The 23,479-nt window shown below is 53.9% G+C and carries 22 protein-coding genes and 2 pseudogenes; 7 read left to right on the top strand and 17 right to left on the bottom strand.

The window, feature by feature from the left end:
* Positions 1-378: 378 nt before the first annotated feature.
* A complete protein-coding gene (locus HMPREF2958_RS08075; RefSeq protein WP_246828084.1) occupies positions 379-1,137 on the bottom strand; it encodes a protein RtoA (Ratio-A) in 759 nt (252 codons plus the stop codon).
* 389 nt (positions 1,138-1,526) lie between these two features.
* Between HMPREF2958_RS08075 and HMPREF2958_RS08070 the strand changes: the two genes are divergently transcribed.
* Positions 1,527-1,739, top strand: coding sequence for a TOBE domain-containing protein (locus HMPREF2958_RS08070; protein WP_070660758.1), 213 nt, complete (start codon positions 1,527-1,529; stop codon positions 1,737-1,739).
* A 112-nt stretch (positions 1,740-1,851) separates the two neighbouring features.
* Here the strand turns inward: HMPREF2958_RS08070 and HMPREF2958_RS08065 are convergent, their stop codons facing one another.
* The 7 genes and pseudogenes from HMPREF2958_RS08065 to ychF form a co-directional block, all read right to left on the bottom strand.
* Positions 1,852-2,577, bottom strand: a complete 726-nt coding sequence (locus tag HMPREF2958_RS08065; RefSeq protein ID WP_070697603.1) for a type 1 glutamine amidotransferase domain-containing protein — start codon at positions 2,575-2,577, stop codon at positions 1,852-1,854.
* Positions 2,578-2,635: 58 nt separating this feature from the next.
* Positions 2,636-2,860 carry a hypothetical protein gene (locus HMPREF2958_RS11175; protein WP_246826582.1) on the bottom strand — a complete coding sequence of 75 codons (225 nt, stop codon included), beginning with the start codon at positions 2,858-2,860 and terminating at the stop codon, positions 2,636-2,638.
* A gap of 54 nt (positions 2,861-2,914) precedes the next feature.
* A pseudogene (locus HMPREF2958_RS11170) lies at positions 2,915-3,313 on the bottom strand (chromosome condensation regulator); the annotation flags it as partial.
* 432 nt (positions 3,314-3,745) lie between these two features.
* A pseudogene (locus tag HMPREF2958_RS11075) lies at positions 3,746-4,066 on the bottom strand (nucleotidyltransferase); the annotation flags it as partial.
* A gap of 12 nt (positions 4,067-4,078) precedes the next feature.
* Positions 4,079-5,038 carry an SMODS domain-containing nucleotidyltransferase gene (locus HMPREF2958_RS08055; protein ID WP_210400888.1) on the bottom strand — a complete coding sequence of 320 codons (960 nt, stop codon included), beginning with the start codon at positions 5,036-5,038 and terminating at the stop codon, positions 4,079-4,081.
* A 2-nt stretch (positions 5,039-5,040) separates the two neighbouring features.
* Positions 5,041-5,634: an SLATT domain-containing protein gene (locus HMPREF2958_RS08050; RefSeq protein WP_141755802.1), complete on the bottom strand. Its 594-nt coding sequence runs from the start codon at positions 5,632-5,634 to the stop codon at positions 5,041-5,043.
* A gap of 12 nt (positions 5,635-5,646) precedes the next feature.
* On the bottom strand, positions 5,647-6,732 hold the full coding sequence (gene ychF / locus HMPREF2958_RS08045) for a redox-regulated ATPase YchF (protein ID WP_013397539.1): 1,086 nt from the start codon (positions 6,730-6,732) through the stop codon (positions 5,647-5,649).
* Positions 6,733-7,064: 332 nt separating this feature from the next.
* On the opposite strand from ychF, the gene HMPREF2958_RS08040 reads away from it, so the two are divergent.
* The 4 genes from HMPREF2958_RS08040 to HMPREF2958_RS08025 all read left to right on the top strand — a co-directional run bounded on the left by HMPREF2958_RS08040 (position 7,065) and on the right by HMPREF2958_RS08025 (position 10,727).
* Positions 7,065-8,000 carry an ABC transporter ATP-binding protein gene (locus HMPREF2958_RS08040; RefSeq protein ID WP_070697601.1) on the top strand — a complete coding sequence of 312 codons (936 nt, stop codon included), beginning with the start codon at positions 7,065-7,067 and terminating at the stop codon, positions 7,998-8,000.
* 2 nt (positions 8,001-8,002) lie between these two features.
* Positions 8,003-8,764 (top strand): ABC transporter permease, encoded by a 762-nt coding sequence (locus HMPREF2958_RS08035; RefSeq protein ID WP_070697600.1) that lies wholly within the window; start codon positions 8,003-8,005, stop codon positions 8,762-8,764.
* A 111-nt stretch (positions 8,765-8,875) separates the two neighbouring features.
* Complete coding sequence (locus HMPREF2958_RS08030; protein WP_070697599.1) at positions 8,876-10,102, top strand: sensor histidine kinase; 1,227 nt, start codon at positions 8,876-8,878, stop codon at positions 10,100-10,102.
* Positions 10,095-10,727 carry a response regulator transcription factor gene (locus tag HMPREF2958_RS08025; protein WP_070660781.1) on the top strand — a complete coding sequence of 211 codons (633 nt, stop codon included), beginning with the start codon at positions 10,095-10,097 and terminating at the stop codon, positions 10,725-10,727. The genes HMPREF2958_RS08030 and HMPREF2958_RS08025 overlap by 8 nt, the downstream gene beginning before the upstream one ends.
* Positions 10,728-10,841: 114 nt before the next feature.
* Here the strand turns inward: HMPREF2958_RS08025 and HMPREF2958_RS08020 are convergent, their stop codons facing one another.
* Both HMPREF2958_RS08020 and HMPREF2958_RS08015 read right to left on the bottom strand, forming a co-directional pair.
* On the bottom strand, positions 10,842-11,927 hold the full coding sequence (locus HMPREF2958_RS08020; RefSeq protein WP_070697598.1) for a 4-hydroxy-3-methylbut-2-enyl diphosphate reductase: 1,086 nt from the start codon (positions 11,925-11,927) through the stop codon (positions 10,842-10,844).
* A gap of 27 nt (positions 11,928-11,954) precedes the next feature.
* Positions 11,955-13,199 (bottom strand): MFS transporter, encoded by a 1,245-nt coding sequence (locus tag HMPREF2958_RS08015; RefSeq protein WP_070697597.1) that lies wholly within the window; start codon positions 13,197-13,199, stop codon positions 11,955-11,957.
* Between the two features lie 128 nt (positions 13,200-13,327).
* Here HMPREF2958_RS08015 and xseA point away from each other — a divergent pair, with 128 nt between their 5' ends.
* Together xseA and HMPREF2958_RS08005 are read left to right on the top strand one after the other, a co-directional pair.
* Positions 13,328-14,638: an exodeoxyribonuclease VII large subunit gene (xseA, locus tag HMPREF2958_RS08010; RefSeq protein ID WP_070697626.1), complete on the top strand. Its 1,311-nt coding sequence runs from the start codon at positions 13,328-13,330 to the stop codon at positions 14,636-14,638.
* A 22-nt stretch (positions 14,639-14,660) separates the two neighbouring features.
* Positions 14,661-14,942 (top strand): exodeoxyribonuclease VII small subunit, encoded by a 282-nt coding sequence (locus tag HMPREF2958_RS08005; RefSeq protein WP_070697596.1) that lies wholly within the window; start codon positions 14,661-14,663, stop codon positions 14,940-14,942.
* Between the two features lie 112 nt (positions 14,943-15,054).
* Here HMPREF2958_RS08005 and HMPREF2958_RS08000 read toward each other — a convergent pair whose 3' ends face one another.
* The 7 genes from HMPREF2958_RS08000 to galU form a co-directional block, all read right to left on the bottom strand.
* Positions 15,055-16,278, bottom strand: coding sequence for a pyridoxal phosphate-dependent aminotransferase (locus tag HMPREF2958_RS08000; RefSeq protein ID WP_070536787.1), 1,224 nt, complete (start codon positions 16,276-16,278; stop codon positions 15,055-15,057).
* A 7-nt stretch (positions 16,279-16,285) separates the two neighbouring features.
* Entirely contained in the window at positions 16,286-17,398 is a 1,113-nt protein-coding gene (locus tag HMPREF2958_RS07995) for a glycine betaine ABC transporter substrate-binding protein (protein ID WP_239652910.1), read from the bottom strand.
* A complete protein-coding gene (locus HMPREF2958_RS07990; protein WP_004005189.1) occupies positions 17,398-17,889 on the bottom strand; it encodes an NUDIX hydrolase in 492 nt (163 codons plus the stop codon). The genes HMPREF2958_RS07995 and HMPREF2958_RS07990 overlap by 1 nt, the downstream gene beginning before the upstream one ends.
* 30 nt (positions 17,890-17,919) lie before the next feature.
* A complete protein-coding gene (locus HMPREF2958_RS07985) occupies positions 17,920-18,909 on the bottom strand; it encodes a LysR substrate-binding domain-containing protein (RefSeq protein ID WP_070697595.1) in 990 nt (329 codons plus the stop codon).
* A 65-nt stretch (positions 18,910-18,974) separates the two neighbouring features.
* Positions 18,975-19,445: a DedA family protein gene (locus HMPREF2958_RS07980; RefSeq protein WP_048751911.1), complete on the bottom strand. Its 471-nt coding sequence runs from the start codon at positions 19,443-19,445 to the stop codon at positions 18,975-18,977.
* A gap of 488 nt (positions 19,446-19,933) precedes the next feature.
* Entirely contained in the window at positions 19,934-22,228 is a 2,295-nt protein-coding gene (locus HMPREF2958_RS07975) for a hypothetical protein (RefSeq protein WP_048751909.1), read from the bottom strand.
* 282 nt (positions 22,229-22,510) lie between these two features.
* Positions 22,511-23,416: a UTP--glucose-1-phosphate uridylyltransferase GalU gene (galU, locus tag HMPREF2958_RS07970; protein ID WP_048751930.1), complete on the bottom strand. Its 906-nt coding sequence runs from the start codon at positions 23,414-23,416 to the stop codon at positions 22,511-22,513.
* Positions 23,417-23,479: the final 63 nt, after the last annotated feature.

Here is a 23,479-nt window from a genome sequence, read left to right as displayed (position 1 = left end):
TGTCAGGAATTTTCCAGATTTTGCAAATATTTTTACCACAAAATGCATTACACCCGTGTATTACACATTAAAGAAATTGAATTAGCTTATATACCTAAACTAAATTTTATTTATGAACGAATCAACTAACGATTATTAATATTTTGAAAAATCATAAATTTATACTGTCTCACATATTTCCAAGACGGTGGCTTCCACCGGTATAGAATTTTTAACATTCTCCCCCAACCCATAACCCGCGACGACGTTAGCCCCCCCTCCCCAAAAAAAATTCAGCGGGTGTGTACGCTGTGCACACAATAGGATGCGCATCCTCAGGTATTGAGGATGCGCACCCGTTTCGCGCGAATCACTTTGCGAAAGTGTCCCTGCTGGTTATTACATGCCCGGCTTAGTGGGCTGTACCGGATTTACTGCCGGGACCGCCTTCGGGTCGGGGAGTTTTCCCGGAGACACCGGGACAGCATTGCTGGGCATCTCGGGGGAAAGCTGACCGTTATAGGTAACCCGGTAGGTTCCGTCAGCCTCTACCCGGGCTACCGTGTGCCCGTCGGCATAGTTCTTAGTCCAAGAACCATCCGCCGCAACGGTACTGGTACCGTCTTCCCCAACGCTCGTCCAGCCACCGTCGCCGTCGACATGATACCGAGAACCCGTGGTATCAACGTAGTCCCAGGAAGCTTCGCGGTGGATTACGTATTCGCCAGGGGTCAATGCGTTGGGGTTTTTCGTGACATTGTGTTCATCATTCGCAGCATTCGCCCCTCCAGGATCGGCCTGTTGCTGCTGGGCACCACCTTGGGCTTCAGCGCCCTGGTTCGCTTGTGCTCCACCGTTGGCATCGGCGCCGGTTACACTGCCACTCTGTGCGCCAGTGCCGGAGTTTTGATCCGCCCCAGTGCCGCCTTCAGCACCAGAATTTGCTGCGCCGCCGTTAGCGCCTGAACCGGAGTTTCCACCACCGTTGCTCACCGTGCCAGCTCCACCGGCGCTAGCCGTCTTGGAGGCTGTTGTTGATGATGAAGACGATGGGGAAGAATTCGAAGCATCATTAGAGCTATTTGAACCACAGGCGCTCAAAGCCATAATGCCAGCAACAGCCAGGGATACATATACAGGTACCTTCGTGGTAGTCATAATTCGCATCCTTTCTCCTGATAAATATCAACTGGTGTTTTAACCGTCGCATAAGCCCATGTGTATTGTCAGGAATTTTCCAGATTTTGCAAATATTTTTTATAACAGGGTGTAAATAAGTGGATATATTACATAATAAAGAATAGATATGTATTATAAAATTAAAATAACTCTTTCTCCAAACTTCTTACAATAAGAAATATTGAATATTTTATATATGAACTATATATGCTTGAGTCAGGTCTATCTAGGTATTACCCTGGCTTCGCATCGCAGGAATTAGCGTAAGCCCTGGGGTTTGAGAGTTAATACCCGCATAGGAAGATGCTCGCAAAAACTAAGACATGTAACATGTAGGGGATATTCGTTTACTATGGAAGGAACCGAGCATGAAGCTTTCTGCCCGCAACCAGCTCACTGGCACCATTGTTGAGATTACCGAAGGCGCTACCAACGGCATTGTAAAGATTGAGATCGCTCCCGGTCTGATTGTTTCTTCCTCGATTACCAACGCCGCTATTGAGGAGCTTGGGCTGCAGGTTGGCAAGCCCGCTACCGCTATTATCAAGGCATCCAACGTCATGGTTGGTGTTGAGGACTAATCCTCTCCTTGGGCGCCCGGGCGCTTCCGGCACCGGGCAACACGAAAGAAGCAAAGCTCGATCCCGGTGTGGTTTGCGATAACCGTACCGGGATCGAGCACGTTAAAACTAGTTACAGAGGCTCCGAGCCTTTAGCCTTCAGAGAGTCGAGCCGATCGAGTTCTTCACACACAGAAGAAGCAACAAGATTACCTGATGAGGAATTGTTATGCCCCGTAACCAGTCCATTAGTCGCTGCCGCTGAGCCCCTGTAAGGCCTCTTCCAGCGAATATACTCTGCCCCGCGTTCTTTGGCTAGTTCTTCAGCATTGAAGGGCACCTTCTGAGACACTAAAGCGAGCTTCTCTTCCCACCAGGAGGGACCGGTCAGTATTTTACCGTTCACCAGATAGCTTCCGTCGCTCAGGCGCACGTTGAGAAGCCCACAGTACCCGTGCCCCACGGATGCGACAATCGCGCCCCGCTCGTATGTGTTGGCGATGAGGTTGTGCAGTTCGGAGTTATGTGTGAAGTCAAACATGGCGCCGTGCCCACCGGCCAGGCATATAGCATCGTAAGTGTTCGGGTCTATGGACCGGATGGGAGGAGTGTTTTTCAGGAGCGCAATGCATTCCGGGTTATTCAGCCAGGATTTTGCGCTTTCATTGCGAAAAGGGAATTTCAGCGATCGAGGGTCTAAGGGGACGTCTCCCCCGCGTGGACTGGCGATGTCCTGCTCGAACCCCTTCTGCTCAAACCTATCCCAAGCGGTTGTCAGCCCAGAAAGCCACAGCCCCGTCGGGTCACCATTATCGTACTGCCCCACGTTCGTCACGATGTGCAAGATTCTTTTAGCCATAAGCCTATATTAGCTGGGGTGTGCGCATGTATATCGTGGGCCGACGGGTCAACAACCTTTAAAAAAGACACCAGCCCGCGGTATTAAGTTGACCATTACTATTATCGCCAACAGCAACAACCGAACCATCAGCACGCAGTCCCACAGTGAATGCACCACCTGCCGCCACAGCCACAATATCTTTCCAGTCATAGACATTGCACTGTCCAAATTCAGAACTTCCTGCTGCAACAACGGAGCCATTCGCTGTGAGACCAACGCAGTGGTAACTGCCAGCAGCCACGGCAGTGATCTCTGTCCACCGCTCGCTGCCACTCCAGAATTCCGGATGCCCGGTCGCACAGACCGTACCGTCCTCTGTAAGACCAATGGTGTGCAGATATCCAGCCGCAACAGACGTAATTCCACTCCAATTGTGGACTTCGCATTGATCATATGTGTTATTTCCCGCAGCGCGGGCAGTTCCATCTGAGAGCCGGGCTACAACATGCCAATCACCACATGTAATTTCAGTTATGTTATGCCAAGTAGATAGCTCACCATACGCAAGCCGACCAGCTGTAACGACAGTTCCATTTCTACGCAAACCTACGCTAAAACGCCATCCCGCGGCGACCCCAACTATATTCCGCCACTTTTGCACGTCACATTGTCCATGGTTGTTCCATCCGCAGGCTTGAACAGTTCCATCATTAGCGAGTCCTAAGGTGTGTGATTTTCCTGTATTGCGGGCCACATGAACGCTCCCGGCAGCAACGTCGACAATGTTTTGCCATGTCGACGTTCTACATTCGCCAGCGGTACTCGCGCCAACGGCGACCACCGTACCATCAGCCTGTAAACCAACAGTATGCCGTCCACCTACAGCGATTAAATGATGGATCACGCAAACAACTCTATTACGTTAAACCTGACCATTCAATTTTATCACCAAGGGCAAGGAACTAAGATAAATATCTCAACCACCACCGGGTTGTCATTGAGCATGTAATCCCCAATTCAAGTATTAGTAAATATTCTCCCACACATACCGCAGACTCCTCAGCTCCTACCTCAGAGTATTTTCGGTGATACACGGGGGGGTGAATTTCTGACTCTAGGAGCAACCCAGATAACAACCCTCTAGGTTTCCACTTACATATCGAAACGAAATATTATTCCCTATATATTATCCAGAAACCGTATTATCAATAGGAACATCTATATAATCACGGGCAACAACAAATCCGTCTTTAATAACGTAGCATTCCACAATATGATTGCCCCTAAAATTAGAATATTCCACATGCAAGTTTTCTCTACTAGATTCAATAATCTGACCACGAACCATATCTCGCCGCTCTGCTTCTTCGCCACGATTTAAAATCTTCCACTTTAAAGTGTATGGAGAATTTACAGTACATTCAATAACATGAAATTCCAACTTTTTGTTTGCTTTTAGAGGTATACGATTCAATAGCATATCTCGGAGACGAGAGGGTCGCCATCCTTTCTGAGTAACCTAACAGTCAATTTTTATTGACCCGGAAATATTCATAGGATGTATATTTTCAATAAACTGTTCAGTATTGTTATACTGCTTAGATTCTTCAACATCACCTAATGAGACATATGTTCCAAATATCTTACGCCATTTTTTGCAAGTAACAGAAATATTTTTATCCTCTATAGCTTGGAGGCATATATTATATGCTTTTTCAGCCTTGATGTGGAAGTCGCCTTTTACATACACGTGCTGTTTACTTCCTAACGCAAGGTAAAAATCTTTATTAGGCTCATCTTTAAGAAATTTAAAAAAATCGCGTACCATTTCAGGGAAATATTCTATACCCGCAGAACTATAATCATTAGTTTGAGAGAGAAAGTTATAGACCAAAGTATCTATAACCAACCCTCCCATATTTACACCATAGGTATTTTTCCATGCACGCACCATCCTCGCAAGATAACGCATATTGTTTGACGTTCTATCATTACACTCTTTTGTCGCTTCAATCTCCTCCCGTGGCTTAGTAATTTTCCATTTTTCTGATTTTGTATCTGGGTATTCGAAGCTGCCATCTTTATTCTCGAAGACCGGTTGAATTTCAAATTTAAATTTATTCTTAATAAATTTTACACATACGACGCACTGATCAACATGGATATCAGTATTAGGGTACCGAGATTTTAAGATATCTCTGACTTGCGACAGAATCCTACGAGGTCCTTGTACGTCACTGTATTTAGACCGGATTTTAGGAGGAAGGATATATACCATATCAAGGTCAGATACCCCTTTAATTGCTGTATGTCTACCAAAAGACCCCACCATCAGTTTATAATCAACGCAGTCATCTTTGTTACGAAATTTTTTATTTAAAGCCTTTGTTATTTCATCACGGCGAAAGGAAATCATATCCGCTGTTTCACCAACTTTAAGATTTTCTAGCAGACTATTAAAAATATTATAGTTATCCACGATCACACATCACTTTCAGTAATTCTTAGTTTTCTAGGAAGGAAAAGGTCTATTTCATTATCAGTAAATGTCATCTCTTCATTATATTTCAAGCCTTTCTGCGCCCTCAAAAATGCTTTTCGACTTGTTCTAGGGGCTTCATGATATATATCTTGAGCAGCTTTCTGTAAACTATTACGACATTCTTGAGCTTGCGAATAATCTATCTCTCCAGACATAATATCGCTTATCAATGATAAATATGATTCCCGAACATCCCAAAGTTTGGAAGCAATATCTCGATGTACCTTAAATTCTTCTCCGAAGTTGAGATTCTTAGTAACCAAACTCATTACTGTAACTAAAAGCGCAATGAAGGATGTTGCAAGACTTGTTGCCTTATTGTCAAACATCAATCCCATTAGTGTAATCAAAAAGGTCCCAGAACTGACTGCTGTGAGCACGATAAATGCCCATTGCAACCGACGATGTTTCACAAAAGATATATCTGCTTGCTTCTCATGTGTCTTATGACTATAAACTACACGCCCGTAGGCTTCCCGTACTTGAGCCAATAAATATGGGTTATTGCTAGAATCTATATTTTCTTCTTGCAATATATTCCATCCCTACACATTAAACCTAAACTCAACCACATCACCATCAGCCATGATGTAGTCTTTGCCTTCCATGCGGACTTTGCCGCGGGCTTTTGCTTCGTTCATGGAGCCTGCCGCATCCAGGTCATCGAAGGAAACAACCTCAGCTTTGATGAAGCCGCGCTCAAAATCGGAGTGGATCACGCCCGCCGCCTGTGGTGCGGTGTCGCCCTTATAGATCGTCCAGGCTCGCGATTCCTTCGGGCCAGCCGTCAAATAAGTCTGCAGACCCAGGGTTGAGAAGCCCACGCGAGCCAACTTATCCAGCCCAGATTCGTCCTGACCGCTCATCTCCAGCATCTCGCGAGCTTCCTCCTCGGAAAGCTCCACCATGTCAGCCTCAAGTTTCGCGTCCAAGAAAACAGCCTCCGCCGGGGCCACCAGCTCACGCAGTTCCGCCTGCTTCTCCTCAGAAGCGAGCACACCCTCATCCGCATTAAACACATAGATGAAAGGCTTAGCAGTCAGTAGGTTTAGCTCCTTCAAATGCGCCATCTCAAGCTTCTCAGCAGCCGCACGCGAGAAAATCGTGTTCCCGTCCTCAAGAATCTGCTGCGCCTGCTTGTAAGTCTCCAGCTGGGCGGCGTCGCCCTTCTTAATCTTCACGGCCTTCTCAAGGCGCGGAATCGCGTTCTCCAAAGTCTGCAAATCCGCCAGAATCAGCTCGGTATTAATGGTCTCCATATCAGAGGCAGGGTCAACCTTACCGTCCACATGAATCACGTCCGGGTCATCAAACGCGCGCACCACCTGCGCGATCGCGTGCGCCTCACGAATATTAGCCAGGAACTTATTCCCCAACCCCTCACCCTCAGAGGCGCCCTTCACAATACCCGCAATATCAACGAACGAGACGGTTGCGGGCAGAATACGCTCAGACCCGAAAATCTCGGCGAGCCGGTTCAGGCGGGCATCCGGCAGGTTCACCACACCAATATTCGGCTCAATCGTAGCGAACGGGTAGTTAGCCGCCAACACCGTGTTGCGGGTGAGCGCGTTGAACAGGGTGGACTTGCCCACGTTAGGAAGACCGACAATGCCGATAGTCAGAGCCACAGAAAATCCTTCATAATGACGACGATAATTCGCCCACAACCCCGAGTGATACCAGGCGCAGGCACAGACAATTAACATTCTACCGCGCAGGCGGTTACTCTGCGCCGAAGGGTGAGGTTCGGGTTCCTTCCCCGCCGAATACACACCCGCCCTCCCCCGCTATTTTGGGGTTTATGTTGTATTGGGCGACTTAAATAACCGCAAAATACACAATAACTCGCAAAATAGAACACCGCCGAGGCGGCGCATCCAAAAAAACCATGACACCTGTCATGGGTATGTCATGACAGCACGCACTTATAGCACCCGGTACAAGCTGGTGTACTAGAGGTATGAACACGACAACAGTTATTCAGGCAGAGAATCTGACCCAGGTTTTCCGGGTTCCAGGCGGCACCCTCACTGCCGTCGATAATCTCGACCTCACCATCAGCAAGGGCGAAATCATAGCCCTGCTCGGCCCCAACGGGGCGGGCAAAACCACTCTCATTGATATGATTCTGGGGCTGACCGAGCCGGCGCGAGGAACCCTCACCGTACAAGGTATATCCCCTAAAAAGGCGGTGCAGCGCGGCGATATTGGGGCCGTTCTGCAAACCGGTGGACTCCTCAAAGACCTGACCGTGCGGCAAACCCTCGAAATGCTCGCCACGCTCTATCCCGCCCGCATCGACATTGATAAGGTGCTTGCCAGCGCAGACCTGACCGAGCTGGCGCATCGTAAGGTCGGCAAATGCTCCGGCGGGCAGCAGCAGCGCATCCGGTTTGCTATCGCCACCATGCATGACCCTAATATCCTCATTCTGGATGAGCCCACCACCGGCATGGATGTTACCGCCCGCCGCACCTTCTGGGAACGCATGGATAAGCTCGCCGAAACCGGTAAAACCATTATCTTCGCAACCCACTACCTGGAAGAGGCTCAGAACTTCGCACAGCGCATTGTGCTCATGCGCGACGGCGCCATTATTGCCGATGGTACGTCCGAAGAAATCCGTGACCTTACCGGATACCGGCACGTGAGCTTCCTGGCGGATGCGCCCCTCACCTTTGACGATCTACCGCATCAGCAGGTCGAAATTACCCAGGAAAACGGCAAATACCGCCACCGGCTGAACGTCTCGGATGCCGAAGATTTCGTGCGGCTTCTGCTCAACACACAGGTTGTGAGTGACCTTGAAATCGTGAAGCCCTCCATGGACGAATCCTTCATGCTCCTCACCTCAGACACCGAATCAGCCGCATCTAGCGCCACAAAGGAGTCCTAGACATGCTACGTTACACGCTCTACGAAATTCGCCGGTCGGTATTGTCGCCGTCTTCCGTGTTTTACACGATCATCCTGCCTGTGGGGCTCTACATGCTCTTCGGGGCCCTGCAGGACTACGCAAAGGTCAAAGTCGCAGACGGTAACGCCTCCGCCTATGTCATGATTGGCATGGCACTCTACGGCGCTATCAGCAGCACCGTATCGGTCAGCGGCCTGACCGTGGTCGAAAACGTGGCCGGATGGGGCAGGCAGCTAGCCCTCACCCCTATGAATACCGGTAAATACCTGTTCTCCAAATGCTGTGTGGCGTTCGTTATGGCGGCGGTACCCGTCATAGCAGTGAACATTGCTGCCCGCCTTACCGGAATCGATATGCCGCTGAATCAGCAGATCGCCTGCGCCGCGCTCAGCATACTATGCGCTATGGTCTTCGGGTTCTTCGGGCTAGCCATCGGGCTTCTGGTACCCAGCGAAAGCGCAGTAGGTATTGCCAACGGCGTTCTGGTGGTGTTCTCGTTCTTCGGCACGCTCTTCGCCCCGCTCACCAAAGACCTTATGCCCTACGCCCGTTTCACTCCGCTGTACGGCGCCGCCGAGATCTCTCGCTATCCCTTCACCCAAGGGCTCACGATTATCAACGGCAGCGGCGCTGAGTGGAATGTGACCGAACCGCTCTGGTACGGCGTTGTTAGCTTCGCAGCCTGGGGCGCTCTGTTCATTCTGGCAACCATGCTCCTTATGCGGCGAACCACGCGGCGCTAGGTCTTTCGCGACAACGGCTGCTAGGTTTTGGGCGCATCCGGTATTCACACCGCCGGATGCGCCCTCTGCGCTACACGAAGTCGTCTTTATACTAGAGTCCAGGAGGAGCATATGACACCGCTAAAACCCCGCAATAAAACACCTGAAAACCGCACTATCGACTGGATTAGCCTGGGGTTCTCCGCACCCTGGCTCGTATTTTTGGCGTATATCTATGACGGCCTTCTAGAGCCTAACGCTCCGGTGTGGAAGCACGTGTACGTCATTATCTGCCTGGTTCTTTTTTCGATCACAGATATTGCCGCGTATACGGTTCCTTGGCTTCTTCCAGTGTCATCATATTTCAGGCGGCTGCTTCTTTGGACGGTCCTTCTCCTCGTGCCCGTATGTGGCGTAATGCTGATAGCCGCTATTCCACCAGCAGATGTACTCATCGGGTTCACCATCTACTTTGTGGCACTGTGGACTTTCGCCGAGGACATTCCCTACAGCGCGCGAATTCGCGGTGCCTTCGTCATTGCGGCAGTTTTCTGGATAATTTACATGTTCTCTGACGGAATCCCTATCAATTTCGCGGATAAATCCCGCCTCACCTTGTCACTGGGCGCCCCCATGATCGGGATTATGGCGTTCTCCTATCTGATCCAGCTGAGTAAAAACGCCGACAAAACCCAGGCCAAGCTTGATATGGTCAGCGAGCGCGAGCGCATCGCCCGCGATGTACATGACGTGCTCGGGCATTCTCTGACCGTGATCACGCTTAAGGCCGATTTGGCGCGTAGACTTCTGCATGCTGACCCTGATCGTGCCGATGCGGAGCTTGAAGCTATCGCCCAGCTTTCTCGGTCTTCGCTGGCGGAGGTTCGTTCGACGGTCACGCGGCTGCGCATCCCGGACTTTTCGGGCGAAATTCAGGCGTCGGCGCGTGCCTTGCAGACGGCGTCGATCACCGCTAAATTGCCCGATGCGAAACATGCTCTCTCAGTGGTTGGGGTGAATTCTTCGCTTTTTTCGTGGGTGCTGCGTGAGGCTGTGACAAATATTGTGCGACACTCACATGCCGGTTTCTGTGAGGTGCGGTTGAGTAATACCGGGCTTGAAATTCTTGATAATGGGGTGGGTATTCCTGCCGAGTACGCTGCTGGAAGCGGCACTAAGGGCATGAAGAGCCGCGTGGAGTCTGCGGGCGGAACCCTCGTTATTGAGGATGCTCCGGTGCACTGGCTGCGGGCGCATCCTGCCGGTTCTGGGGCGGTGGACGTTCGGGGTACGCGGGTTCGGGTTAGTATGGACGGTAATACCGCCGAGATTGAGCCTTCGGGAGATACAGATGATTAAGATTATGCTCGCCGATGACCAGCAGCTTGTGCGTGAGGCGCTGGCCGCGCTGTTGGGGCTTGAGCACGATATTGAGGTGGTCGCGCAGGTTGGTGGCGGCGATGAGGTTATTCCGGCGATCAACCGGTATCACCCGGATGTGGTGCTTCTCGATATCGAAATGCCCGGTTCTGAGCTTTCCAGCGGTATTGATGTGGCGGCCGCGATTCGGGATGCGAAACTGGTGACGCTTACCGGCGAGCCGGTGCGTTCACTCATTGTGACGACCTTCGGCAGACCGGGGTACTTGCGGCGTGCTCTCGCCGCCGGGGCGAGCGGGTTTATGGTGAAGGATACGAGCGCATCCCAGCTTGCGGAAGGCATTCGGCGTGTTCATGCGGGTATGCATGTGGTGGATCCGGCGCTTGCGGCAGAGTCTTTGGCGTATGGGGAGTCTCCACTGACCGAGCGCGAAACCGAGATTCTGCGGGTTGCCGGTCATGGCGCTACGGCGCGCGCTATTGGTGAGCAGCTGTTCCTCTCCCCCGGTACGGTGCGCAACCATCTGTCTTCTGCGATGGCGAAGCTTAACGCCTCGAACCGGCAGGAGGCGATACGTATAGCCGCCGATAACGGTTGGCTTTAGGGCTTCCTGCGGTTGTACCGCTAATCCGGGAGCGTTTTCTTCATTCGGGAGCAGTTTAACTGCTCCCGAATGAAGAAAACGCTCCCGGAATCGTAAGTTCGTGTAAGGCGCGAACTATCGCGTGGGTTTTGCCCCGCGGCCTCCCAGCTGGCGGCCCGTGTTTTCGTCATTTTTCAGGGCGGCACGCAGCTCTTTGGGCAGGGAGAAGAGAATGTCTTCCTTCGCGGTTTCTACCTCTTCGATGTTCTCGTACCCGTATTCAGCCAGTAGCGTCAGCACCTCTTGCACCAGCACCTCGGGCACCGATGCACCAGAAGTTAGCCCTACGGTCGCCACACCTTCAAACCAGGATTCGTCCACCTGATGCGCGAAGTCCACACGTTCGGCACGCTTGGCACCGTACTCAAGCGCGACTTCTTTGAGCCGCACAGAGTTTGAAGAGTTCGCAGACCCGACCACGATCACCAAATCTGACTGCGGGGCGATCTCCTTGATAGCGCCCTGACGGTTTGAGGTTGCGTAGCAAATATCGTCTGAGGGCGGGTCTTGAAGGGAGGGGAACCGTTCGCGCAGCCGCGCCACGGTTTCTAGGGTTTCGTCCACGGAGAGGGTAGTCTGTGAAATCCACACGACCTTCTCTGGGTCGCGCACGGTAACCGAATCCACTTCGTCAGGCGAATTCACAATCTGAATATGTTCGGGTGCTTCACCGGCGGTACCTTCTACTTCTTCATGCCCGGTATGCCCGATGAGCAGAATATCGTAGTCCTGTTTTGCGAAACGAACAGCCTCACGGTGCACTTTATTCACCAGCGGGCAGGTCGCATCAATCGTGTTCAGCTGCCTGTCCCCTGCGGCAGATACAACCGCTGGAGAAACTCCATGCGCCGAAAATACGGTCACGGACCCTTCGGGCACTTCGTCCACTTCATCCACAAAAATAGCACCCTGCTGTTCGAGGGTTTCCACCACATGACGGTTGTGCACAATCTGTTTGCGCACGTACACCGGGGCACCGTAGTGTTCGAGAGCCTTTTCAACGGCGATCACGGCACGATCAACGCCAGCGCAGTACCCGCGTGGGGTGGCCAGCAGTACCTTTTTGGCACTCGTGACGGGGGTTGCAGCCTCAATATCGGCGCGGCTTCGGCGGGTGCGCGGCAGCGGCGGCAGACCGAGGGAAATGGTTTCAGTGGACATGACTACTATCCTACGTTGTTTGTTCCTCTAGTGTGTGCGTACTGTGGTGCCGCTCGCAGTGAGCGCAATGAGTTTGGCAAGAATACCGCCCAAAAGCGAGACCACGGCTGCCCATGCACTGTAACTTGCGAGCGAATTGAGATGACCTGTCAGCATGGGGCGCGCCGTATTGACTAGGCCGTCCAAGAAAACAGTTCCCACCGTGCTGTCGGTACTGAGCCCAAGTGTCTGCGGGGTTTGCTGCGCCATGACCGCACTCAGAATCCACAAGCCCGCCGCAAGAATCAAGAACGTACAGGTCAGAAGTACAAAGCGTCCGCGCGGAAGCAGAATCAGGGCGATCACTAGACCGATAATACTTGCTGCGATCAGTGCTCCGGACATACTTCCAACCCACTGCGCCCGCTGCACCGCATGCTGCACGGGGTTTCCGTCACGGTCAATAGGTATCAGGTGTTTTCCCCAGGATGAAATATCGGGGTCGTATATGCCGATGCTGCCCACACGCGCATCAAGCTCACGGTAGAAGGCGCTGATGTCGAGTGCTGCGGGGTCGTCAGGATGCGCCAGGTTGTAGGTGTGCGTATCCGCCGCAACCTGCCGCCACATGGTGCGGTATTCGGAGGTTCCAGTGAGCCTCTGTGCATTCTCGCTCAGGCGTTTTTTCACCTCGCCGCGGCTTGTGCTCAGAATCTGTGTGAGAAAGTTATTGCCGGATTCGGGGAAGACTCGTTTGACCGCATCAGAGTTCATAACATCGATGACGGCGGCATCGGCAATTCGTTTTTGAAAGTCTTGGTCTTCCACCAGCTGGGTGCTGAGCTGGTTGAACCCGGATTGGCTGATGAGGTTTTGATTGACCCAGCTGGCAACCGAACCCGCTAGCGCGCACAGAATACTCAAGGATGCAGCAAGAATCGCCAGAGCGTACCGCAGCTTTGAGACGCTGGTGGGCTCCAGTACGTGCCGCTGCGGTTTCTGATTCGTCAGGTTCGCCACGGGGGCACCCGTCGGTTCCGGGGTTTCGCTGTGCGGGCGCGGCACGTCCGAGGACTCGTTGAGCACTCGCGTCTGCTGGTTTATCTCGGGGGCAGATAAGAGCGTGGTGGTTTCATCCGCGCCCTCAAGATCATGCGGTTCGCTGGAGATAACCCGGTAGTCATCGCGCGGAGGTTCGGGCAATACGCGGGTGGTGTCTGGTGAGTCCTCTGGAACCTCAAGTTTAATCGTACGCTTGGGTTCGTGGGGTTGGGGGTCGTCATGTGCACCCATAGGTTACAGATTACCGGGTTCGGCAGAAAAGGTTGAATGAGTGTGCCCTCAGCGGAAACTGTGACGTGAAGAGTACGCGCATGACCGAAAGATGGGCAAAATCGCAGGCTGTGGGAGAGAATGGGGTTATGACTGATTTTTCGGCAGCGCACCATGAATACCCGCACTCGGCTCCCCCGATTGTGCCGCCTGCGGCTGAGCGGCAGCTTCCTGCAAAGTCGCAGGAGACCACACCGCAGAATCCTTGGCCTCTGGCACTTTTGGCTCAGAATATGAAGAACTATATCGATAAGGTTCCGCAGCTGTGGGTTGAGGCGCAGGTTGCTTCCCTCAACGGGCGCGGCGGGAACGTTTTTATCGAGCTGAAGGATCTACAGGAAGATTTTTCGTTTACGCTCGCCCTGTTCGGTCAGGCGGGGCGCGGCCTGGGTTCGGATGTGAAGGTTGGCGCGCGGGTGGTGACCTTAGCGAAGCCCAGCCTGTGGAAGAACGGTCGGCTCTCCCTGATTGGGCGGCGTATCTATGCGGTGGGCACGGGTAACCTGCACGAACAGCTGCAAATACTGCGTGAAAAGCTGGCCGCCGAAGGGTTGTTTGCGGATGCTCGCAAGAAGCCGCTCCCGTTGCTGCCGCATCGTGTGGGACTGATTACCGGGCGTGATTCCGATGCCGAAAAAGACGTGATTCGCAATGCTTCGCTGCGTTGGCCCGGAGTGCAGTTTGAGGTACGGAACGTGAAAGTGCAGGGCGAAGGCTCGGCGAGCGAGGTGATGGCGGCGCTGAGTGAGTTGGATGCGCATCCTGAGGTTGATGTGATTGTGATTGCCCGCGGCGGCGGTTCGTTTGAGGATTTGCTCTCGTTCTCGGATGAGGCTCTAGTACGTGCCGTGGCGGCGGCGCAGACTCCGGTCGTTTCGGCAATTGGGCATGAGGCAGACAGTCCGATTCTGGATGCCGTCGCGGATGTTCGCGCCTCTACCCCCACCGATGCGGGTAAGCGTATTGTGCCCGATGTCGCCGAGGAACTAGCGGTTATTCGTGAGGCGCGAGCGCGTGCCGACCGCGCGGTTTTGGGTTACCTGAACTATCAGGAGCAGTATATTCGGCAGCTGCATGAGCGCCCGGTGCTGACCCAGCCGGAAACGGATTTAGGGTGGCGCAGTGAGGATATTTTTCGGCTGCGGGAGCGAGCCGCCCGTTCGGTGGAGTACCGTGTGGCGCGCGAACGGGACGCGATTTCGCATACGATTGCTCGGGTGCGGGCACTCTCGCCTATGGAAACGCTCAAGCGGGGGTACACGATTGTGCAGCGTGCCGATGGTGAACTGGTACGCGATGCCACGACTCTATCGGCCCATGACAAGCTGACAATGCGCGCGGCGGTGGGCGGCGCCGAGGTCAGCGTGGTCAAAACATACGACTCAAATCTTGATCTATAACTCTCTGGTGGAAGGTACATCATTGTCTGAGAATATTAGTTTTCATACGGAAGAGCTGGGCGCTCCCGTCGAGACCCTAAGCTATGAACAGGCGCGCTCCGAGCTTGAGAATGTGGTGCGGCAGCTGGAATCTGGCACCTCAAATTTGGAGTCTTCGATAGCCCTGTGGGAACGCGGTGAGGCGTTAGCTTCCCGGTGCGAAGCCTGGCTTGAGGGCGCCCGAGAACGCCTGCACGCGGTGCGTAACACTCAAGATACAACGGATGAAGAAGCTGAGTCTGAGGGTTCCGGGTCCGAAGACTAAGGCGTAAAAAGCTCTTGATGTGTTACCAGACGTGAAAAAATCCGTTTGATAACACATCAAGAGCAGTAGGAGTGGGCGTGAACTAGCGAGGGAAACCGCCTAGCAAACCCCGCTAATTCTTTTGTTTATAATCCGCCATGAAGTTACCCAGCCGCTCAAGTGCGCTCTTGAGGGTCTGCACATCCGGCAGGAAAACCAGGCGGAAGTGGTCGGGCTTATGCCAGTTAAAGGCGCTGCCGTGGCTGAAGAGAATCTTCTGATCTTTGAGCAGGTCAAGCATGAACTGTTCGTCGCTCTTAATGTTGAACTTTTCGGTATCAATTTTGGGGAACAGGTAGAGCGCGCCATCGGCCTGTTCACAGGTAATACCGTCGATTTCGTTGAGCATACGATACGCCAGGGTGCGCTGCTCGTAGAGACGCCCGCCGGGAGCAACAAGCTCGTCAATGGACTGGTAGCCGCCGAGTGCGGTCTGAATTGCATGCTGGGCGGGCACGTTGGAACACAAGCGCATCGACGCAAGCAGGGTAATGCCCTCGATATAGTTTTTAGCATCCTCTTTCGGCCCGGTAATGGCGAGCCATCCGGCGCGGTAGCCGCATACGCGGTATGCTTTGGAAAGCCCCGAGAAGGTCATGCAAAGCACATCATCACCGGTGATGGTGGCCATGTTGATAGCCTCGGCGCCTTCGTAGGTGATCTTCTCATAGATTTCGTCGGCAAAGACCACGAGCTCATGTTCGCGCGCCACATCAGCAATCTGCTGCAGAATCTCGCGGGAGTACACGGCACCGGTGGGATTGTTGGGGTTAATAATCACAATGCCCCTGGTGCGCTCGGTAATCTTCGACTTGATGTCTTCAATATCCGGGTACCAGTTGTTCTCTTCGTCGCACAGGTAATGCACGGGGTTGCCGCCTGCGAGCGTGGTGGAGGCGGTCCACAGCGGGTAGTCGGGCATTGGAACCAGAATTTCATCGCCCGGTTCGCATAGCGCCTGCAAGGTCATAGGAATCAGTTCCGAAACGCCGTTGCCCAGATATATGTCGTTGGTGTCAAGGTCAAGAATCCCGCGATTCTGGTAGTACTGCACAATAGCGGTACGCGCCGAGTACAGGCCGTGGGAATCAGAGTACCCCTGTGTTACGGGCAGGTGGCGGATGATATCCATCATGATCGCATCCGGCGCTTCAAATCCGAAGGGGGCAGGGTTACCAATATTGAGTTTGAGGATGCGGTGGCCAAGCGCTTCCATGCGGTTGGCTTCTTCGAGAATAGGTCCGCGAATATCGTAGAGGACGTTGTTCAGCTTTGAGGACTGACGGTACTTCGTCATAGTTACATTACTTCCTTGGATGCTCTAATAAGAATTTCGCGGCCTCGTCGTCAGCGATGGGGTTAGTACCGCTCGTAAGACGAAGCAAGAACGATAGGTTTCCCGTATCTAATGTAGATGATACGCGGTTTATAGCTTCGCGTGCACTATCTGGCAGGTTACGACGTGCAATCGGAAGAAGTTGCTGGTTCAGCTGCGTAGTCTGTGGGTCTTCGAGAGTTGTGAAGCGGTTATCCTCAATCGCCGGGTCTGCGCTGTGCAAAAGGACCACCTGCGCGGTGTCTTTGCTGAGCATACTCACGCGTTCTGCCGAATTTTCGTTGAGAATAGGGTTTTCGACCGTGTATTTGTAGACAGTTTTGAGGCTTGCAACGCCGTAGTTGCTGCTGGTGTATCCGCTGGTAAGAGCAAAACTCAGGGTAGCTTTTACATCCGCAAGGTTGGCGAGACTGCGAAGTTTATGCTGCACTTCATTTTGGCGAGTGGTTACGAGAACATCGCGGTTTTGGGCATTAGCAACGTCTAGAAGTTCCAGGTGTTCGGGAAGCACACGGTTAATAGCGGCAACGGTATCGGTAATATTCAGTGCGCGCGCGTTAATGGCTCCACTGGGGCTTGCGGTTGCGCCTTCGGAGGCAGACGCATCATGCGAAGGCGTGTTGGTGGGGGTTGGCGGTAGTGTGACCCCGGCACTCGCCGCGGATGCGCTGGCACTGGCGGCCTGGCGTTCCGCCTGAATTTGTGCGGGGCTAAGTTTGCCGTCGTTCGTAAGATGCAGAAGCAAATCGCCGCTGTAATCGATGACAAGGTCCAGCGTGTCTGGTTCGGGGGTGTTCGCTTCGGTCTGTTTGAGCGCATCCAGAAATTTGCTGCGGCTGTCTTCGTTGGTGACAACCTCAACGTTATATCCCACGTTGCGAAGCGCCTGAGCGTACAGGTATGCGACCGCCCGCATCTCGCGCAGGGCACCGATGCCCACGCGCAGGGTTCCGTAGCTTGATGCTGAAGGATCAACTTTCGGTTTATCGTCCTCTGACGAGCAGGCGGCAAGAAGCGGAGCTAGGGCTAAGGCGCTTATCATGGTGCGGCGGGTAGGTGCGGGGCGGTTTGGGTAATGCACTAGATTTTCCTCGCGTTCTCATCGGCAAGAAATTCTTGGTATTCACGCGACCAAGCGGCGGCATTTTGAAAGCCCATCATGGATGCGACCTCATCGATGAGGGTGCCGTAGCGCAGGGTATCGAGTTCGGCGATAGGCACCCAGCAGGCGCTGTCGGAAGAACCGTTCTCTTCGGCGCGCAGCTCGCCGGTGACCACGTGGGCGCGGTAGACGATGCGCAGGGCGCAGAACGGCAGCGTGCTGTCGGAGAGCCCGTTACGTGCGGGAAAATGCCCGGCGTGCACTCCCAAAATATCTTCGATGGCAACGCTGTACCCGGTTTCTTCGAGGGTTTCTCGCAGGGCGGTTTCATCGGCCTGCTCGCCCGGTTCCATGCCTCCGCCGGGCAGCGACCAGAGCGGGCTTTGGGCGCGGTCCTCGGGCACCCAGCGGGTCATGAGCAGTTTGCCCTGCTCGATAATGACCGCGTAGGCTGCGGGACGGGTTTCCATTACCAATGCCATGATGTTAAGTTTACCGCTTTAGCGTTTCTTTCCGGCACGCCGCGCACGGGCGGCTTGAGCGTTGTGACGGGCATATTCTCGGAGATTTCCGCTCTTTTTGGCGTTCGATTTCTTCCGATCACGAGCCTCACGGCGGGCATTGGCGGCACGGTTTTTCGCTTTCGTCTTTGCTTTCTCATCAGCAATGCGCTTAGCGCGGCTCTGTTTCGTCTCACTTCCTCGCTCACTGGATGCGGTTCGCCCGCGCACAATACCGATAAAGTCCTGGATCAGGGTTTCTTCTCTTTCGGGGCGCGGATGCGCCCCCGGTGCGCGCCTCCAAGTGAGGGTCACAGGGTAGGGTTCAAGGCCGCGCATCGGGCGATAGGTGAGATCTTTGCGATGGTAGAACCGCGCCACGGACATGGGGGCAATGTACAGGCCAATTCCTGCGGCAACGAGCTCGATAGCCTCACGATCGCCGGTAAATTCGGGCAGGAACCTTGGGTTTTCGGCCCGCCATGTGCTGGAGGCTTCAGCCCAGGCGGGGTAATCGGCGGGGTCGTGAAGCAGAAATTCTTCGGCAAGGTCTGCAAAACTCACCTCATCAAGCACTGTGAGCACGTGGTCGCTGGGCATGATCAGCACGGGTACTTCCTCGTACAGTCTGATGCTGTGGTACTCGTCTGTGTCTCTGCTGCGCGGTTCGTGGTTGGGGCGCACAATCGCCATGTGTGCAAGCGGTTCTGCACTTTGGGAGGTGGAAAGCTCTGTGGTAAGGGCCTGAATTCCCAGGCCCTCCCCCACCGGAATTTCAGCTAGGGGCGCGCGGTCGCCGTAGCGCTCATGCCAGCGGGTGAACCATTTTCCGGGCATAATTCCCGGCACATAGGCAATGCGCAGCTCAGAGCGTTCAAGCACCTGGGCGGGTAGGGCCTGCGGAGTGTAGAGAAGATTTGCGATATGGTGCGGAAGCTCGTTGGTTCTTGCTTCTTCCTCTGCCCGTGCGGTGGTGCTGTTTTCACTCATGCCACCACGCTAGCACAGCTGGCGGGTACGCGGGGTGTATCCGTGGAATATAGGGTAAAAACGGGCTAAGACTGCCGCTTATCAGCGATATAGGTGCGAATCTTTGAGGCTGTCAGGCTGATCAGAATAAGCGCGACAAAGATGAGCGGCACCATCCACGGCTCAAATCCGAAGGCGGCAAGGAGGGTAAACCCGATAGTGACGTAGATAATCGCCCATATCAGGGTGCCCAGAAGCATGCCGGGCAGCCAGCGGCGCATCGGCATTTTCGTGAACCCCGTGGTAATGATGACGGCGGTCTGCAATCCGACCGTCAGGAAACAGAGCGGCACGGCGTAGGCTCCCCACCGGTTGATCATGGCGGTGGCTCGTGTGTAGAGCGGGGTCTGCATGGCGTTACGGATGCGCTCTAGGCGCGCGCTTCCCGTGGCGGCAAGGTAGCCTAGGGCGTAGACGATGCTGGTGCGCAAAATACCGATGCCCCACATGATGACGACAGCAAGTTCGAGAGGCAGAGCCGCAAACCATTCTTTCACCCCCTCATTCTCTCATGTTTTGGGTATGGTACTCATCAGCTGAGGGTGTACATATGTTGCTTTGAGGTTCTGCGTAGTGCACATGGTCCCGCCATCAAAAAAATTTAAATTTTTTTCTGCACCCTATTATTTGAGGTCTATCCCCGTAAACACGGGGTTTTCGGTTAGGTAACCCTAAATATACTGACGGAGTGTCGTTATTTTTCCGGGATTTGCAGTTGGCAGACACCTAGAAATTAGGTTATATTTTTATTACCAAATAGGATACGCCTTGTGGGAAGGCCTCCTAGATACGGTTTTGAAGACTTTTCTTCCTGTGTGTGATGCGAAGGAGGAGGTTCCATCTGGGACCTCCTCCTTTCCCTATGCGCGCATCCTTACTGAATTACTCACTTCATTCTTTTCCCAAGGCACGTAAAAAGGCTCCCCATATATCTGGGGAGCCTTTTTACTCTGGTGCAGAAATAATCTAGAGATCCAACGACCCGTTACTTCTGCTCGCCGTTCTTCGGGCCGCCATCGCTTCCATTGGGCTTCTTCTGATGCAAAGAGCTCAGCGGCTTCGGAAGCTGCGTGGGGGTCCATGTTTTCTGTGATACCCCGGTGAAAGATGCTCCCGTCCCCGGCATGTTCCCCCGCTTATAGGACGCGGATGCGTTCGAGGAGGAGCCCGAACGCTCGCCGGATTCATCCACGACCGGAATAATATCAAGAGGCTCGAACTCAGAATCATCGAGATCAAGCGGAACCGGAACATCGAATTGGCTCGTATTCGTAAACCCAGACCCGCCTCCTACCGGAACAGAACCGGTCGCCGGCCCCTGCTGGAAGCGTGTATTCTGCGCACCTGAGCCTGTGGTGGTTCCCATCGGACGCTGCGACCGCGGAGGTTCCTGGTTCATGGGGCGGATAGCTCCCTGCGGGGTGAACCCTGCAGGAGGAAGATTCTTCTCCTCCGCTACAGAGCGCGAAGGCGCAAATCCAGGCCCGGAATTCTGAGCGCTCGTATGCTGAGCCGTGGAGGTCTGGTGCTTCTGGTTTTGCGGTGCAAAGTTGCGCTGACCGTATCCCTGCTGCTCGCCGAGACTCTGCTGTCCTAAGCCTGTCTGAGCCGCCTGCCGGTTCTGGCCTGCGTTTTGGTTTTGCTGCATACCCTGATGCTGCCCCACACCCTGGCCCTGGTGCGTACCGTAGCCCTGAGCTGGCGCAGCATACGGATTTTGCGCGGTATTCTGCGGTTGCGCAAGGTATGGATTATGCGCTGCACCACGATACGGTGCGGAACGTGCAGAGTCATCCGCGCGATCCTGCATGCCGGGGCCGAACGCCGCATCCTGAGCAGAAGTATTGCTCATACCGGAGGGTGCGGAATGACCCTGAGTCTGGTTTGTATTCGCAGGAGCCGATTCTAAGAATCCGTTCCTAGGCACAGCACCTTCGCGTTGTGGAGCATCCGCAGTATTTCCGGGTGCGGGAGTCACCGGAATTTGCCCGGTTGGAGTGGTCTGAACTTCCTGGTCGAAAAGTTCGCTCGTGCGTTCCAGCGGGCGCAGATGCGTTCCCGGAATGCGTGCCGGACGGCGCGGGGTCTGCCCCTGAGCAGATGCAGACCCGACAAAACGGGTTTCGTGCCGCTGCGCCTCGGGCTGAGGTGCGGGCGCGCGGTGCAGGTTCTTCGGCTGCACAAAAACATCCTGTGCGGGAGCCTCCTCTGCCGATACTGAAAACGTGTGCGCGGAAGGAGCTGATTCGTATGAAGCTTCGTGACCTGCATCCTGGTCATCGTCGTACAGGACGGGTTCGGGGGCCTGCTGCGGAGGGTACTTAGGGTGCAGCTGCGCCGGAAGCCTGCGGGCGTGCGAAGTACCGGAAAAGTGCTGCTGCGCGTCCTCAGCTGAGTACGATTCAGCGTATTCGACGTATTCCTCATGCACCGGCTCTTCGCTCAGTTCATGAGGCTCTGGTGCGAATTCATCGGCACCGATCTGTGGCGCATGGTCTGCGGGAACACCCTGTTCTGAAGACTCTTCCTCCAGCGTAGATTTGCGGGCACGCCCCGAGTTCCAGCGCAGCGAGCCCCACCTGCTGGCCTTGGAAGAACGACTCGGTGAGGTTTCTTCTGGTTCCTCGGCGTCTAACTCGTGTGCCTCATCCTGCGCGAATTCCTCTTCGGCAGCCTCACCCTCGATGGGCAGCGCATTATGCCCGGAGGTTTCGGGATACGCCGCATCAGGTTCTTCGTGCCCATCCTTGGGCTGCCCCAGGTAGTAGAGGGCACCACCGATCCCCGCGAGCGCCACGAAGGAAACTGTGGGTGCGCTCCACGGCAGCCACCCCATGAGGGAGAGAATCAGCGAGAAAATCAGAATAAGTGCCACCAGCGCGCCGATACCGAGCAGAGTCAGACGCAGGGTTCCTAGGCGATGCAGGCGTTCCGGCAGCCAGGGTTTCTGTTCTAAAACGGGCACAGGGCTGGTAAAAGGTTCGACCGGCGAGGCTTCGCGCAGATCGGAGAGCGCGGCGCTCGTCTCTTCTTCACTGAGCGGGGGCACGTTTCCGCTCGCGGCGTTGGATTTCTTGGGGTCAGAACCGGGCACTGCGGACTCCTCAGAAAAAAGAATGGAATGCGAAGTCAGAACATCATCAGTCATGGAATGCGGGTTTACAACCGTCTGTTCGGGGGTGTCTGCGGCGGATGCACGACGCATATTCCGCGGTATAAACCACAACAGCATGACGACCGCTAAAACTACGAGAACACCCGACGTGCTCAAAATCGTCATGTGTATCTATCCCTTCAAGCTAACATTTATAAAACCTAGGACTTTTCATCTTACCTAGTACAGGACAGTGTTCGCATTCATCTACGTATACCGTGCGAAAATATACCAAAGAAACCTGGATTATTCAGGGCTCTTCTAGAAAATATGCGCTCAGCACATTTCCCGTGCATGTATAAATACTATCGAACACAGTCGAACATTACGTAAATGAATCAGGGGCGACAGCAGGTCATAAAACCGAACTATCGCCCCTGATAGGACTAGAGATTATGCAAAGAGTGATTAGCAGTTCTTATCGGCAAATTCTTTCAGCCATTCACGAAGTTCAGGGCCGAGATCTTCGCGTTCGGAAGCAAGAATAACGTTTGCCTTCAGATACGAGAGCTTATCCCCCGTATCGAAGCGACGCCCCTTGAAGACCACACCGTATACGCCCTCACCTTCGCCGGTGCCGACTGCCAAAGTCTGCAGTGCATCGGTCAGCTGAATTTCGTTGCCGCGACCCGGAGCCGTGTTTTCCAGCACCTCGAATACCTTCGAGCTGAGCACGTAGCGACCAATCACCGCATAGTTGGAGGGTGCTTCCTCGGGGGCGGGCTTCTCAACAAGACCGGTGACCTTCACGTAGCCGTCCTGACCTTCAACCGCCTCAATAGCGGCAGCACCGTAGGCTGAGATAGACTCGCGGGGAACCTCCATAAGAGCGATCACGGAACCGCCGGTAGCCTGCTGAACCTCGACCATTCGCGAGAGCAAATCCTCTTTTTCGTCAATCAGATCATCACCCAGCAGAACCGCGAAAGGTTCATCCCCTACATGTACCTTGCCGCGCAAAACTGCATGGCCCAGACCTTTAGGGTCGCCCTGGCGTACATAGTGCAGTTCGCCCAACTCATTCGTTGCTTCAACAGCCTTCAGAAGGGCGTCTTTACCCTGCTCGGCCAGCTGACTTTCTAGAACCGGAACACGGTCAAAATGGTCTTCAAGCGCACGCTTGTTACGGCCGGTAATCATAAGAACATCGTTCAGGCCGGCGCGGATTGCCTCTTCTACCACGTACTGAATTGCGGGGCGATCAACGACCGGAAGCATTTCCTTAGGAGTCGCCTTCGTTGCGGGCAAGAACCTGGTCCCCAGACCAGCCGCCGGAATAACAGCCTTAGTGACAGACTTAGATACTTTAGTCATACCAATAAGCATAACTCATGCACCCTCTTTCACAGCCTGTAATACTACAATTTGACACGTACC

This window comes from Rothia sp. HMSC036D11 (assembly GCF_001814205.1).
GTDB lineage: Bacteria > Actinomycetota > Actinomycetes > Actinomycetales > Micrococcaceae > Rothia > Rothia dentocariosa.
The sequence above is the reverse complement of the archived record's forward strand: the minus strand, read 5'-3'. Positions and strand labels throughout refer to the sequence as shown.